This window comes from Microbispora cellulosiformans (genome assembly GCF_008728085.1).
Classification (GTDB): domain Bacteria; phylum Actinomycetota; class Actinomycetes; order Streptosporangiales; family Streptosporangiaceae; genus Microbispora; species Microbispora amethystogenes.
The window spans coordinates 99,189-113,415 of record NZ_VYTZ01000019.1 but is presented as its reverse complement, the minus strand read 5'-3'; the positions used below and the strand labels follow the sequence as shown (position 1 = coordinate 113,415).

Below are 14,227 nucleotides of genomic sequence, written 5' to 3'. Positions count from 1 at the left end.
GGGAAGGACTTACTGCAGGGAGAGCTCGTAGATCTCGTCGTCGGAGAGCACACCGGTGTAGGCGCGCACGTCGTCGATCTCACCGACCCACTTGTTCCAGCCGTTGATCGCCTGTCCGATGGTCAGCGCGTCCTTCGTCTGCCAGGGCGTGGTGAACGAGGTGGTGCCTTCGAGGTTGCCGTCGACGTACAGCCTGAGCTGGTTGTTCGCCCGGTCGTAGACGCCTGCGAGGTGCGTCCACACCCCGGTCTCGGCGGGGTCGATCGAGAAGGGGCCGGTGTAGACGGCGGAGGTGGAGTCGGCCGTCGGCATGTTGAACCGCCAGCGGTCCTGCGCCTTGTCGTACTGCAGATAGAAGCCGCTGCGGTTGACGCCGTCCATGCTCACCGCGGTGCGGTAGTCGGCCTTGTCGGTCAGCCGCACCCACGCGGCGACGGTGAAGGAGCCGTCGGTGCGCAGCAGCGGCCCCGCGCCGGACTGCAGCGGCGCCTTGGTGCGGATCAGGCACCCGGCCGCGCCGAAGCCGGCCGCGCCGCCCACCCATCCGCCGGTCCAGGTGCAGGCGCCGGTGGCGTCGGCGTCCCTGACCAGGTCGCTCGGCTTACCCGAGGAGTCGCGGGCGACGGTGCCGGAGGTCTCGTCGAGTTTCCAGTGGCCCTCCAGCTTCACCGGACGGTTGGCCAGGTCGCCGACCTCCTTCTCGTAGACCACCCGGTCCCAGACCCGCACGTCGTCGACGTCGCCGGCCCACTGTTCCGACCCGCCGAGGGCCCGGCCGATCACGAACCTGCCCGCGGCGTTCCACGGGGTGGGCTGCACGGCCGTCGTGCTCTGCGGCCTGCCGTCCACGAAGAGGCGCAGCCGCCCGGTCGCCGCGTCGAAGGACGCCGCGAGGTGCGTCCACCGCCCGGTCACCGGCGCCGCGTCGGACTTGGCGTGGTAGTACGTCGGCGAGGCGACGCTGTCCGCGGAGCCCATCGCCATCGCCCACCGGTCACTGCCGATGTGGTACTGCAGGGAGAAGCCGGCGCGGTTCACGCCGTCCTGGCTGAGCACCGTGCGATAGGAGTTCTTGTCGGTGAGCCGCACCCAGGCCGCCACGCTGAAGTTCTGGTCGGTGCGGATGATCCCGTCCGGCTTCGACGGGGTGATCGTGCCCTGGACGCCGTCGAGCCGTACGGCGCCGGAGACGCGGCCGGGGGCGCGGGTGGCGCCGGTGGTCAGCGTGGCCTGGTAGCCGTTGCCCGAGGAGTCGCCGGCCACGGTGCCGGAGGTCTCGTCGAGCGACCAGATCGCCACCGGCGAGGTCGCCCGCCGCACGCTGAACTCGTACCGCTTGTACGGGCCGACGTTGCCCGCCTTGTCGCGGATCCACACGTACAGCACGTTGAGCAGGTCGCGGGGCGGGGTCACCTTCACGGTCGCGGTGCCGTCCGCCGCGGCGTTCACGGCCGTCGCCGTCCCCGGGTCGTCGCTGTTCAGCGCGTAGAGGTAGCCGCCGGCGTCCGTCACCGTCCCGGGAGTGAGCCGGAAGACGCCCATCCGGCCGACGCCGCCGCCGGGGACCGGGTCGCCTCCCGAGGGCGTCTCGGGATAGTCCGTGGAGGCCACGCCGGGCGCCGCGGAGGGCCGGGTCCGGTCGACGATCATGTCGCACCAGCCCGACCAGCCGCTGGTGCCGCTGGTGGCGACGCCGTCCTGGGCCCGCACCCGCCAGCTGATCTTCGCCCCGTCGGTGACCGTGAGCGGAGCGGTGACGGGCGTGCCGGAGGCGACGTAGGACGTGATGCGCTCACCCAGCTTCGCCCCGCCGATCGCGTACCACTCGAAGTGGGCGCGCACGGTCTGGCCCTTCGCGCCGTCGGCGTCGGTCACCCTCGCCCGCAGCGTCGGTGTGAGCGTCGTGACGTACGGCGCGGCCGTCCCGGTCGCGCAGGGCACGTACGCGCTGGCACCGACCTGGGTGGAGAGCTGGTCGGGCACGTTGGGGGTGGTGTTGTAGGTGATCTCGATGGAGGGGTTGTTGCGGAACTTCTTCCAGCCGTACTTGTCGCTCTCGCTCGCCGCCCGCAGGCCGAGGGTGAGGTTCGCCCAGTTCTTCGACGCCGCCTCCGTCACGGCCGACGTGGCGTCGAAGTCGACGCCTCCGGCGCCGCAACTCGAGCTGTAGCCCTTCGCGACGCTGGCCGAGGCGATCTTGCGCTTCCAGGCGGGCTGCGCGTTCCAGGTGGTGCCGGTGCCGATCGAGCCGGTCAGCCAGAGCTGCACCTCGCGGGCCGAGCACGACCACGAGTACGTCTCGTAGGCGCGGAAGGTGGCCTTGACGATGTGCTTGCCGTTCACCGGCGAGGTGTTCATCCGGAAGAACGACCGGTAGGTGTCGGTCGTGGGCCCGGACGGCACGTACGGGTCGTTGTAGTAGCCGACCTTGGCCACGTCGCTGGTGCCGTAGTACTTCGTCGAGGCGAAGTGCTTGGAGACGTAGGCGAAGGCGAGCCGTCCGGCGCCGTACATCGGCGGGTCGACGTAGACCGGGTAGGTCAGGCCGGGTGTCCGCAGGAAGGCCTGGTCGGGGGTGAGCACCAGCGCGCCGGCGTCGAGCCGGGCGGCGACCGTGCCGATCGCGTCCCCGGTCAGCGGGCCGACGAAACGGCTTCCGCTGTCGTCCTCCGCGCCGGAGGAGTCCCACATCTGCGGGGCGCTGCCGTGCAGGACGACCTTCCCGCCCGGGTCGCGCACGGTGGCGTTGCCGGTCGGATCGAGGCTCAGCGTGCCCCCGCTGACCTGGACCTTCATCCGGAACTCGGCCAGCCGCGGATCGCGCGCCGCCTCCGGGGTCTTCACGACCAGCACCTGCGAGAAGCCGTCGAGGCCGGCCGTCAGCTTGAGGTCGACCCCCGGGAACACCTCCTCGTAGGTGGCGGTCTCGTACAGCGGGAGGGGCTTCGGCAGCGGCGCCGGCCAGGTGTAGGTGAGCGTGACGCCGTCCTTGACGATCCGGACCAGCGGCCCGTCGCCGCCGCCGGAGAACGTCATGTCCACGGGTGCGGAGTAGGGCCCGAGCGTGCCGTCTCCCCGCCACATCAGGCCGAGGTCGACCGTGGCCCAGGTGTCCCCCTTCTTCACCCGGCTCGGCCAGAGGCTCGCGACCATGCGCTGGTTGCCGTCGGGCTCGGCGAACACCTGGGTGGTCTCCGTGCGCTGCGACATGATCTCGACCGGTTGCCCGGTGTCCTTCGCCTGCCGGATGGCCGTGGCGTCCTCTCCGGGGAGCGGCTCGGGGTCGGGATAACCGTCCTGGGCGACGAGGCCCGGCGCGGCGGCCGGGCCGGCCGCCGCGGGCAGGGCGAGGGCGTGCGCGAACGTGACAAGCAGTGCCGGTACGGCGAGCACGGCGGCGAGCCGCCGTCGTCGTCGCCTGCCGTCGTCTTCGTTTCGGGAGAGCGGGCGGGATCGCGGGCGGGATCGTGGGCGGAAAGTCACCTTCACCTCACGGACAACTCGGACACCGGCCGCGGGCGGCATCGGTGCTGATCACGATCAAGGTAGGGAAGGTCACTTTCACGGCGGTTTCACGTAATTCGGGCACGCCGCAATGGGGAGCGCCGCGTTCTCCACCCGCGCCTCGCGGGCCGGGCGTTCTCCACCCACGGATGGAGCGAGCGGCGGGAGCGGCTCAATCCGTACGCCGATGGCGGCGAGGCCGCCCGCTGGAAGCCTGGTCCTCGTCGAACCCTCGCCGACCTCGCATGGAGTCTCCGACGACCGTCGCCCAGTACCTGCTCAACCTCGGCCTGCTCGCCTACGTCCTCCACAGCAACCTCGGGCACGAAGACGCTGACCCGGACGCGCATGGTCCTCCCGTTGGTCGTCGTCGCGGTCGCCGCGTACGTGTTCCTGCGTGAGATGCCGACGATCGGCAACGACGCGCGACTGGAGCTGGCCGGAACGGCCGCCGGTGTGGTGCTCGGGGTGGTCGCCGGGCTGCTGGTGCGGGGGAGCCCGGGCGCTGCGTACGCCTGGCCCGTCCGGCGCCCGTAATGTCGTGACCAGGCCGTGAGCGCGGCCGACACTGGAGGATGCAGACGTGAAACCGCGGAACCGGTCGCGGACGCCGGAACGCCGGCCGGGCGACCAGCGCCGTACCTTCACCGTGCTCGCCCGGTTCACCGCCGGTGTCATAGCGGTGAGCACTGTGGCGGGCGGCGCTCGCACGCTCTCCGGCCTCCACCCGACCTCAGGTTGCCCCGGGCTGGAGCCGCTGGAGCTACTGGATGAGCGCGTGGAGTCCACGCCTCCCTGACGGCGGCCGATCGCATGCTTTTTCCGATTCCGGCCTTTGGGGCTGGCCGAAATGTGTTGTCGTGGTTGGGCGCGCGGGGTGGTGTCTGAAAAAACCTCCTGGTAAGTGCCGCTACCAAATCGCATTGATATCTGTCAATATCGATTCGGATGGGACTGAAAGGGGCGCTTGCGGTCGTCGCCGGGAGGCTGGCGGGTGCCGTACGACAGGGCGTCATGGGGTGTGTCATGTCAAGGGGAGGCCTCAACGTGCGTGACTCGTCAGTCCGTCTCGACCGGATCGGTGATCTTTGGTGAGGCCGGCGTTGCCCCGCCGGGCGCTGGCCGAGTATGTGGGCACGCTGCTGCTGGTGACGGTGGTGGTCGGGTCGGGGATCATGGCCCAGGAGCTCTCGCCCGATGATGTGGGGCTCCAGCTGCTGGAGAACTCGACGGCGACGGTCTTCGGGCTCGGGGTGCTGATCCTCGTCCTCGGCCCGATCTCCGGGGCGCACTTCAACCCGGTGGTCACGCTGGCCGACTGGTGGGCGCACCGCGAGCTTTCCCTCTCCGACGTGGGAGTTTACGTCGCCGCCCAGATCGCCGGCGCCGTCAGCGGGGCCGTGCTGGCCAACGCGATGTTCGGCAGGGCCGCCGTCTCCTGGTCCACCCATAACCGCTCCGCCGGGCATCTCCTGATCGGCGAGGCGGTCGCCACGGCGGGGCTGGTGCTCGTCATCTTCCTGCTGGTCCGCGCGGAGAACGCCCGCCTGGCGCCGGTCGCGGTCGCCTCCTACATCGGCGCCGCCTACTGGTTCACCTCGTCGACCAGCTTCGCGAACCCGGCCGTGACCGTCGGCCGCGCCTTCTCCGACACCTTCGCCGGGATCGCCCCGTCCTCGGTGCCGGGGTTCGTCGTCGCTCAGATGGTCGGCGGCGTGATCGGTCTCGCCCTGGTCGCCGGGCTGTACGGCCGCAATCCGGGCGCGCTGCCGGCCGGACAGGTGGACGCCGATCCCCTGCTCGCCGATCGCACGCTGTGACCCCACGCGATTGGCCGGCGTGTGCACGGCGTAATTCCGAAACGTATCGTCATGTTCGCGTAACGCAGGCTATCTGCATGAATAAGCAATGCTGTCAAGACCCTTGACCATTGCCGTCGGTCCAATTTAATGTGCATCCGTCGGCTACATCGATAGTTATCAATGTAGTTCATCTGGTCGAGATGGGGGGCGCTTCGTGGGAGGAAGGGAGCGCACCGCATCCTCCACCACGGCGAGCGAGACTCTGGCGGTGGACGCCCCCGCCGGCTGGCGGGGCTCGTACGTCTGGGCCACGCTCATCGGCCTCGCCATCGGCGTGCTGCTGTGCGTCCTCAACGTGCTGGTCCTGTTCCGTACGGGCACCTCCTTCGGCGGGTCGGCGCTGGTGGCCGCGCTGGGCGCGGCGCTGCTCCGGGTGGCGGGGGCGCTCAGCTGGCAGGGCCTCTTCGTCGTCTTCTCCATCGCGTCCAGCGGATACATGGCCACGGCCGCGCTCGACACCGGCATCGGAGCCGTCGTCCTGCGGGCCGGCGAGCTGCCGGCCTGGGGTTTCCTCGTGGTGCTGGCGATGGCCGCGAACGCCCTGGGCATCTTCCTCGGCGGGCTCGTCGCGCGGACGCTGGTGGTCGCCGAGAGACTGCCCTACCCGACCCTGAAGCCGGCCATCACCCTGATGGCGTCGCTCAGCGCCCCGAAGGACGGCGAGAGCGACCGGCTCGGCCGCATGCTCCCCATCGCCGCCGGGGTCGGCGCCGCGTCGGCCCTGGGGGTCGCCCTGTGGGGCCACGACGTCACGCCGGAGGTCACGGGCACCCACCTGGCCCTGGCCCTCTCGCCGCTGCTGTACGGCGTCGGGTTCCTCATCGGCCCGCGCGCGTGCGCCTGGCTGGCGGCCGGCGCGGCGTACAGCGTCGTCGTGTGGGGGGTCCAGGACGGTACAGCGGGCCGGCCGGTGGCCTACACCGACCATCTGTCCTATCCCTGGGTGCTCGCCGCCGGCGTCGGCCTCATCCTCGGCTACTCCGTCGCCTCGATCGCCCGGGTCCGCGGCCCGCTGGCGCGCTCCCTCCAGGGGGGCCGACTGCTCCCGGGCCGTACGCGGTGGCTCGCCGTCGCGGTCCTCGTGGGAACGGCGCTCCTGGCGCTGGCGTACCCGTCCCTTCTGCGCTACCTCGGCTACGGCCTGCTCGGCGTCGTGCTGCTCGCCGTGATGACCGTGTTCCTCACCCGGGCCGGCGGCGAGATCGGACTGGTGCCGTTGTCCCCGGCGCTCTACTTCAGCGTCGTGGCCTTCGCCATATCGGGCGCGGACCAGACGGCGGCGTTGCTCATGGCGTCGACCATCTGTTGCGCGGCCCTCGCCGCGGTCTACTTCACCTACTCGGTGAAGGTCGCCCACGAGCGTCCCGAGGGCCTGCCGGAGCCGCCCAGGCGGCTGACGGGCTGGACGCAGCTGGCGGGCGGCCTGGCCGGCGCAGTGGTCGGCGTCCTGGTGATCGCGGTGCTCACCCGCGCGGGCGTGCTCGGAGGGCCTTCCTTCCCCGCGCCCGTGGCCACCGCGGTGCAGTTCGTGGACGCCACCGTCCGGGGATCGGCCGAATACCCCGGCGCCGTGGCCCTCGCGCTGGCCGTCTCGGGCCCGGTGGGCCTGGGCCTGGCCTTCACCTCGGCCATGCCCACGATGATCGGCCTCGGGGTGCTGCTTCCCCCCGCCTACTCGCTGACCCTCGCCGCCGGAGGCCTGACCCAGTGGCTGCTCACCCGCCGCAACCCCGGCCGGCGCAGCGGCACCGAGATCGTCGCCTCCGGACTGATCATCGGCGAGGGCCTGATCACCGTCGCGGTGCTCATCGTGCGGGAGGTCCTGCGGTGACCCGCCACCTGGGGCACGCGCCCCACCAACGACTCTCTCCGCCGCGTCGCGGCGGGGAGCGGGCCGGAGAGCGCGGCAGAGATCACAGTGGAGGAGGTGATACCTATGATCGCCATTTCCATGATCGAGAACGCCGAAGTGTCCGAGAAGCAGACCGACTGCTGCACCGCCATGCGCGGCCGGAAGAACCTCGACGTCGTGACCAGCATCATGGCCAACGACCCCGACGGCTGCGAGTGACCGTGGCCGGCGGACCGTACGACACAGGTATCCCCTGTCGCGCCCTCCGACTCCCGGCCCACCCCCTCACCCATCCCACGACCCACCCCCCGGCGGCACCACGGACCCCGTTTCTGGGAGACACACCATGCTTGTGAGCCCGAACACCGTCACCTTCTCGGTGGAGCTCCCCGAGGGCACCCTGGACCCTGCCTATCTCGACGAGAGCGGCAAGGTGAGCGTCCTCGCCAACGCGGTGTCCGGATCGATGGACATCGTCACCCCCGCCGAGGTCGCCGTGCTGGAACGGGTCCGCGCCGGAGACGCCGCCGTCGACCGTGAGCTCGTGGCCGGCCTGCTCGAACGCGGATACGTCTGCACCGACCCGGTCGAGGAGGAGGCGCGTTACCGCGCCATCGTCGACGGCTACTTCCAGGCGATCCAGGAAGCGCCGTTCCAGTTCATGTTCATCCCGTCGTTCGTGTGCAACCTGGCGTGCCCGTACTGCTTCGAGGGCGAGCTGACCACCAAGAGCCCGCGCATGGACGAGGAGATGATCGAGGCCGCGTTCGACACGATCCCGGAGATCCAGGACCGGCACCAGAACTCCGGCCCGCCGTACATCACCCTGTTCGGCGGGGAACCGCTGCTGGACACCGCCTACCAGCGCGGCGCCGTCGAGCAGATCCTGCGCGGCTCGTACGACCGCGGCTACCCGGTCACCGCGATCACCAACGGCGTGGCGCTCGACGCGTACGTGCCGATGCTGCTCAAGTACGGCTGCGAGGAGGTCCAGGTCAGCCTGGACGGCACGCCGAGGACCCACGACACCCGGCGGGTGTTCCGCAACGGCAAGCCGACGTTCGAGCTCATCGAGCGCAGCATCGACGTGGCCGCCGAGGCCGGCATCCGCGTGCTGATCCGGGTGCTCGTCGACGAGGACAGCGTCGACGACATGCCGCGCTTCGCGGAGTTCGCGCAGGCCAAGGGGTGGCTCGACCACCCGAAGATCCGCCTGTTCAACGGCTTCACCAAGGCCACCACGTTCCTGTACGTCACCCCCGACCACCCCGAGGAGAAGCGCAAGCGCATGGTCCGGGGAGACGTCAAGCCCGGGCTCCAGGAGGCCTTCTGGAGCATGGTCAAGCAGAACCCCCTGGTGGACCGCATGCTGCAGCCCGACCTGGCCCGCATCAGGTCGGCCGTCCTGGAGGGCGACCGGCTGCGGCCCAACCTCCAGGGGTGCAGCGCCGGCACGAGCGTCGTCGCCTTCGACCCCTACGGCAAGATCTACGGCTGCCCGGAGACCGTGGGCCGTCCCCAGCACGCCTGCGGGACGTTCTACCCCGAGTTCAGCTACGCGGCCGGCTACCGGGATCCCTGGCGGCACCGCCACGTGGACACCGTTCCCATGTGCCGCGACTGCAACGTGAAGCTGTTCTGCGGGGGCGGCGGCTGCCCCATCAAGGCGTGGGCGGCCAACGGCGGCGACTTCAACACCTGCTACTGCCCGAAGGTGTCCAGCATCACGACGCGTGTCGAGACCCAGCTGGCCTACCTGCTGCCCATGGCGTTGCGCCGGCAGCAGGAGCACGCGAACCGACCGGAAGGAGAAGAGGGAACGTGGGATCAGATGACACGCGTGGGTTCGTTTCCCTGGATGAGCTGATCCGCCCGCGGACGGCCGCCGAGACGCTCACCGAGCCGGACGCCTGCGGGTGCGCCCCGCAGACCGCGGACCAGGCGTCGGGCTGCTGCTCGGCGCCGGAAGCGGCTCTGGCCGACCAGGGTCCCGTTCCCGTCGAGACGCACGTCAAGAAGCGGTACGACGCGCTCGCGGTGCAGGGCACCAGCACGCTGTGCTGCTCTCCCACGTCGGTCTACACGCCGGAGGAGCTCGCCGAGATCCCCGACTGGGTCCTGGAGCTGTCCAGCGGCTGCGGCTCGCCCATGAACGCGATCGGCCTGCGGCCCGGGCAGACGGTCGTGGACTTCGGCTGCGGCGCCGGCCTCGATCTGCTGATCGCCGCGCGCCGTGTGGGGGAGACGGGCCGGGTCATCGGCGTCGACGCGTCGATGCAGATGGTCAGGACGGCTCGCCGCGCGGCCAAGGAGATGGGGCTCAAGAACATCGACGTGCGGGTCGGCGACATCCGGCGCCCGCCGGTGCGCGAGGCCAGCGTCGACGTGGTGATGAGCAACTGCGTCCTCGGCATGTTCCCCGACAAGAAGGAAGTGCTCCACGCGGTCGCGGCCGTCCTGCGCCCGGGCGGCGTGGCGGTTATCTCCGATGTCGTGTACTCCGACGACGGCCCGCCCCCGGCGGACGTGGCGGCCGGCGAGTCCGCCGGCGCGGAGGACTTCGCCCGGTGCGTGGTGGGCATGACCGAGAGCCAGTACCGCGACTTGGTGCTCGGCGCGGGCTTCGGCAGCGTGGACATGCGCAGCGACGGGCTCGTCCCGTACCGCGACGGCGCGCAGGTCACCAGCGCCATGATCTTCGCCTACCGGGACGACAGCCCCGCGCAACCGTGCTGCTGACCGGCGCCTCGCCCGCGCTCTTCCGGGACGTCGGCCTCCGGGCCGGCGACTACGCCGAGGTACGCGTCGAACGCGCCAGGACCGTCGACCTGGTGTGGCGCGGCGACGGCCTGGAAAGCAGCGTGACCAGCCGTGACGAGGGGTGCTGCGCCCGCGTGATCGGCCGGTCGGGGTCGGCGTTCGCGTCGAGCACCGCCGTGGACGCCGGGCCGGTGCTGCGCAGGGCCGTGCGCGACGCCGTGGAGCTGGGGTGTGCGGCGGGACGTCTCGCCGCACACCGGCCCTACCGGGACGGCGACCTTCCCGGCGAGACCGGTGAGCTCGCCGAGACGGTCGGCCTGGCGGAGAAGGCGGAACTGCTCGGCGGCTACCACGCGGCGGCGCTGGCCGCGCATCCCGGCGTGACCGGGGCGCTCGTCTACTACCGCGAGTCGGTCGCGGACGTGGAGCTGTTCACCAGCGAGGGGACCGGTGTCGCGTACCGGCGCAGGGACCTGACGCTGCAGATCACCGTCTACGCCGACGGCGGCGCCGCGAGGACCGCCGGGTCGGTGTCGGCGGGCAGCGGCGGCGACTTCTCCGTGGTGCGGGGCCTCGCCCCGGAGGTCGAGGCCGCCGTCGCGACCGCCGTGGACCTGCGCGCCGCCCCCGTCGTGGCGCCCGGGGAGTACGACGTGGTCTGCGACGGCCCGCTGGCCGGCATCTGGGCCCACGAGACGATCGGGCATCTCGCCGAGGCCGACCACCACCTCGGGGACGCGCGCCTGCAACGGTCCCTGGCCCCCGGGCGCCGGGTCGGCCCGTCCATGCTGACGATCGTCGACCACCCCGGGCGTCCCGGCGCGCGGGGCTTCGTGCCGGTGGACGACGAGGGCACGGCGGGGTCCGCGGTGGAGTTGCTGCGCGAGGGTGTCGTCACCCGGCCCCGGCTGCACGACCGCTCCACCGCGGCGGCCTTCCGTGAGGAGCCCACCGGCAACGCCAGGGCCCTGAACTTCCGCCACCCGCCGCTGCCCCGGCTGCGGACGATCGCCATCGCCCCCGGCGGCGCGTCCGAGGAGGAGATGATCGGCGGGGTGGCGCGCGGGCTGCTCGCCCGGGGCGTGCTCGGCGGGCAGACCGACCGCGCCGGCTTCACCTTCCTGCCGGCGGAGTGCCGGGAGATCCGCGACGGCGAGGTCCGCGGCCGGGTCAGAGGCGTGGTGCTGTCCGGCGACGTGCTCGGCGCCTTCGCGGCCATCGACGCGATCGGCCGCGAACAGTGGCGCGGCGACACCTCGGCGAGCTGCGGCAAACAGGGCCAGAACCCGCTGCCGGTCAGCTCCTGGGCCCCCGCGCTGCGATTGCGAGGCATCCGTGTCACCTCTGGCTGACCGGCTGGAACAGGTCGGAGCCGAGGCCGCGGCCCAGGCCGGCCACTGGGAGATCATGGCCGTCGAGCGCGACGACACCGTGGTGGAGGTCGGCTCGGGCGTGCCCGACCTGGTCAGGTCCGCGCACGAGACGGCGCTGTGCCTGCGGGTGCACCACCGCGGCCGGGTGGGCACGGCCACCACGACCCGCCTCGACGACGTGCACGGGCTGGTCGGCGAGGCCGTACGGAACGCGGCGCACGGGCCCCCGGCGTCACCCGACCCGGTCGTCGGGCGGAACACCGCCCCTGAAGCCACCGACACGTCCGCCGTGGACGAGGGAACCCGGTCCGTACGGCTCCTGGCCGAGCGGCTGGGCGCGCTGCAACGCCGGGCCGGGCTGACCGTGCACGGCACGGTGACCCGGACGCAGCAGGCGGTGCACCGCGCGGCCCCGGACGGGCGCACCACGACCTCGGACCGGTTCTTCCACGTCGCCGCGCTGGCGGAGGGATCGGCCGTCCAGCTGCCCTGGACCGGCTGGACCCGGACGCCGGAGCTGCCCGCCGCGCTCTCCGCGTGGCTGGAGGCCGCGGCGGGCTGGGACGGGCTGCCCGCCGCCGACGCGCCGTCCGGCGACCACGACGTGCTGCTCGCGCCGTCCGCGGTGCACACCCTGCTCACCCCGCTGGTCACCGCGCTGAACGGGACCGCCGTCACCGCGGGCCGCTCGTTCGTCGCCGGGCGTCTCGGCGAGCCGTTCCTGCACCCCTCGATCTGCCTGCGCGACCACCCCTCGGAGCCGGTCGTGCCGGACGACGAGGGCACCGGCGGGCTGGCCTGGCCGGGCAGCGACGACGACGGCGTGCCGTGCGCGCCCCTCACGCTGGTCGAGCGGGGTGTCCCGGTCCGGGCCTACCACAGCGTCCGTACGGCGGCCGCGTGCGGGACGGCGCCCACCGGGCACGGGTTCCGCGGCAACGCGCTGCGCCGCACGGTGCTCAAGCCCGCCACGCCCGTGCTGAACGGCGCGACGCTGTCCGCCGGACCGGCCGGGGTCGGCTCCTTCGACGACCTGCTGGCCGGCGTACGCGAGGGGGTGCTCGTCGAGTCGCTGATGGGCGGGCACCAGCGCGCCGGCCTCTCACCGGTCGTCGAGGGCAGGCTGCGGCTCGGGTTCCTGATCAGGGACGGACGGGTGGCCGGGATCCTCCGGCAGCGTCCGATCGCCCTCGACCTGCGCGAGGTGCTCGGCCGCCGCTTCCGCGCGGTCAGCGACCGCCGGTGGGCCGTGAGCAGGGTCTGGTCGGGCCGCCTGCCGTTCGTGCTGGCCGGCGGGACATGACACGGCGGGACATGACGCGAGGAGCGGCCGATGTATGACGTGATCGTGGTCGGCGGCGGCGTCGCCGGGGCCGCGAGCGCCGCCCTGCTCGCGCGGGAGGGCCTGCGGGTCCTGGTGTGCGACCGCACCCGGCTGCCCGCCCCGGCCGTCTCCACCCACTTCTTCGGCCCGACGACGCTGGCCTTCCTGGACCGGCTCGGCGTGCTGGACGAGGTGCTCGCCACCGGCGCGCCGCCGCTGCGGCGCTGGCACCTGGAGGTCGAGGGCGGCTACTACGGCGCGCCCATGCTGCCCCGCTCGCCCTACCACTACAACCTGTGCGTACGCCGGGAGACCCTGAGCGGGATCCTGCTGCGCGCCGCGGGCCGGCACGGGGCCGAGATCAGGGAGCGCAGCCCGGTGCGGTCCCTGCGCCGGGACGGTGACCAGGTCATCGGCATCGAGGGCGCGGGGTGGTCGGAGAAGGCCAGGATCGTCGTGGGCGCGGACGGGCGGGGTTCTCCGACCGCCCGGCAGGCCGGCGCGGCCGCGACCTTCGACGCCGGGGCCATGCGCTGCACGTTCCACGCCTACTGGGAGGACGTCGTCCCGCTGCCCTCGCCCGCGCTGGAGCTGTGGCACGACAGCGGCCACGTGCTCCAGGCCGGGCCCTGCGACGGCGGGCGATGGGTGGTCATGCTGTCGGCGCCCGTGGGGGAGTACGCGGCGATCCGGGCGGACGAGGGATACGAGCGCCTGCTCCGGTCGATCCCCGCCATGGCGGCCCGGTTGCGTACGGCGCGGCGGGTCTCGCCCGTGTACGCGTCGAAGAGCCTGCGGAACTTCCACCGAGAGCCGGCGGGGCCGGGCTGGCGGCTGGCGGGCGACGCCTACTGCCACAAGGACCCGCTGTTCGGCGCGGGCATCACCGACGCCTGCGCGGCGGCGGAGACGCTCGCCGCCACGGTGCCGCTCGCGGTGGACGGCGACACGCCGCAGGCCCAGGCGAGCTACGCGTCCGTTCTAGACGAGCGCGTCGGGCGGAAGGTCCGGGCGGGGCTCGCGGGGCTGCGGATCGACCCGCCGGAGCCCGGCCAGCTCGCCTGGATCCGCGGCGTGCTGGCCCATCCCGGGCTGGCACTGGAGATGACCCGCCGCTGCTCGGAGCTGTTCGCCGGGCTCCCCGAGGACCGGCGCGACTTCTGGCAGAAGGTCGCCGACGGCGCCTCGGAGGTGCTCGGCCTGCCCCCGGCGGCCTCCGTGGACCCGTCGTGACCGCGGTTCCCGGCTATCTGGCCGGTCACGTCGAGGACCTCGCGGCGCTCCAGGCCCGGGTCGCACACGCCCGCTGGCTGGCCGCGACGGGGCAGGGCGACGATCCTCCGGCCCTGCCGGAAAGCGGCCTCACCTGGCTGACCGACGGCGGGCTCGTCCTCCTGGCCCTGGAGCACGGAGACCTCCACTACGCCGGGGAGCTGGTCCTCTGGTACTTCCGCGTCCGGCTGACGGAGGCGACCGCGCGGCTGCGGCTGCTCCAGCGCACCGTCACCGCCGAGGCCGACGGCAGGACGCTCACCCACGGGGAACTCGTCGC

At 72.4% G+C, this 14,227-nt stretch carries 11 protein-coding genes; 10 read left to right on the top strand and 1 reads right to left on the bottom strand.

Translation table 11 applies throughout. The features are described from left to right. Positions 1–9: 9 nt before the first annotated feature. The gene (locus tag F5972_RS33810; RefSeq protein WP_191910446.1) at positions 10–3,393 is read right to left on the bottom strand and encodes a LamG-like jellyroll fold domain-containing protein; all 3,384 of its coding nucleotides are present in this window, start codon (positions 3,391–3,393) and stop codon (positions 10–12) included. 459 nt (positions 3,394–3,852) lie between these two features. Here F5972_RS33810 and F5972_RS33805 point away from each other — a divergent pair, with 459 nt between their 5' ends. From F5972_RS33805 to F5972_RS33765, 10 genes are all read left to right on the top strand, one after another. Then, a complete protein-coding gene (locus F5972_RS33805) occupies positions 3,853–4,041 on the top strand; it encodes a hypothetical protein (RefSeq protein ID WP_150939714.1) in 189 nt (62 codons plus the stop codon). 46 nt (positions 4,042–4,087) lie between these two features. Then, positions 4,088–4,303: a hypothetical protein gene (locus tag F5972_RS33800; RefSeq protein WP_150939712.1), complete on the top strand. Its 216-nt coding sequence runs from the start codon at positions 4,088–4,090 to the stop codon at positions 4,301–4,303. A 292-nt stretch (positions 4,304–4,595) separates the two neighbouring features. Beyond that, on the top strand, positions 4,596–5,324 hold the full coding sequence (locus F5972_RS33795) for an MIP/aquaporin family protein (protein ID WP_225312136.1): 729 nt from the start codon (positions 4,596–4,598) through the stop codon (positions 5,322–5,324). Between the two features lie 250 nt (positions 5,325–5,574). Beyond that, complete coding sequence (locus tag F5972_RS33790) at positions 5,575–7,197, top strand: OPT/YSL family transporter (RefSeq protein ID WP_150939708.1); 1,623 nt, start codon at positions 5,575–5,577, stop codon at positions 7,195–7,197. Between the two features lie 105 nt (positions 7,198–7,302). Next, positions 7,303–7,437: a hypothetical protein gene (locus F5972_RS39080; RefSeq protein WP_259402773.1), complete on the top strand. Its 135-nt coding sequence runs from the start codon at positions 7,303–7,305 to the stop codon at positions 7,435–7,437. Positions 7,438–7,564: 127 nt separating this feature from the next. Then, positions 7,565–9,085: a radical SAM/SPASM domain-containing protein gene (locus tag F5972_RS33785; protein WP_150939706.1), complete on the top strand. Its 1,521-nt coding sequence runs from the start codon at positions 7,565–7,567 to the stop codon at positions 9,083–9,085. Beyond that, complete coding sequence (locus tag F5972_RS33780; protein ID WP_150939704.1) at positions 9,040–9,957, top strand: methyltransferase domain-containing protein; 918 nt, start codon at positions 9,040–9,042, stop codon at positions 9,955–9,957. The genes F5972_RS33785 and F5972_RS33780 overlap by 46 nt, the downstream gene beginning before the upstream one ends. Beyond that, entirely contained in the window at positions 9,948–11,330 is a 1,383-nt protein-coding gene (locus tag F5972_RS33775; RefSeq protein WP_191910445.1) for a TldD/PmbA family protein, read from the top strand. The genes F5972_RS33780 and F5972_RS33775 overlap by 10 nt, the downstream gene beginning before the upstream one ends. Continuing rightward, positions 11,314–12,654, top strand: coding sequence for a metallopeptidase TldD-related protein (locus F5972_RS33770; protein ID WP_150939701.1), 1,341 nt, complete (start codon positions 11,314–11,316; stop codon positions 12,652–12,654). Before F5972_RS33775 ends, F5972_RS33770 begins: the two co-directional genes overlap by 17 nt. A 30-nt stretch (positions 12,655–12,684) precedes the next feature. After that, complete coding sequence (locus tag F5972_RS33765; RefSeq protein ID WP_150939699.1) at positions 12,685–13,908, top strand: NAD(P)/FAD-dependent oxidoreductase; 1,224 nt, start codon at positions 12,685–12,687, stop codon at positions 13,906–13,908. The last annotated feature ends 319 nt before the right edge of the window (positions 13,909–14,227 follow it).

Coding starts and splice junctions, on each gene's coding strand:
- F5972_RS33765 (WP_150939699.1), top strand. CDS start 12,685: ATGTATGACGTGATCGTGGTCGGCGGCGGCGTCGCCGGGGCCGCGAGC.
- F5972_RS39080 (WP_259402773.1), top strand. CDS start 7,303: ATGATCGCCATTTCCATGATCGAGAACGCCGAAGTGTCCGAGAAGCAG.
- F5972_RS33805 (WP_150939714.1), top strand. CDS start 3,853: ATGGTCCTCCCGTTGGTCGTCGTCGCGGTCGCCGCGTACGTGTTCCTG.
- F5972_RS33785 (WP_150939706.1), top strand. CDS start 7,565: ATGCTTGTGAGCCCGAACACCGTCACCTTCTCGGTGGAGCTCCCCGAG.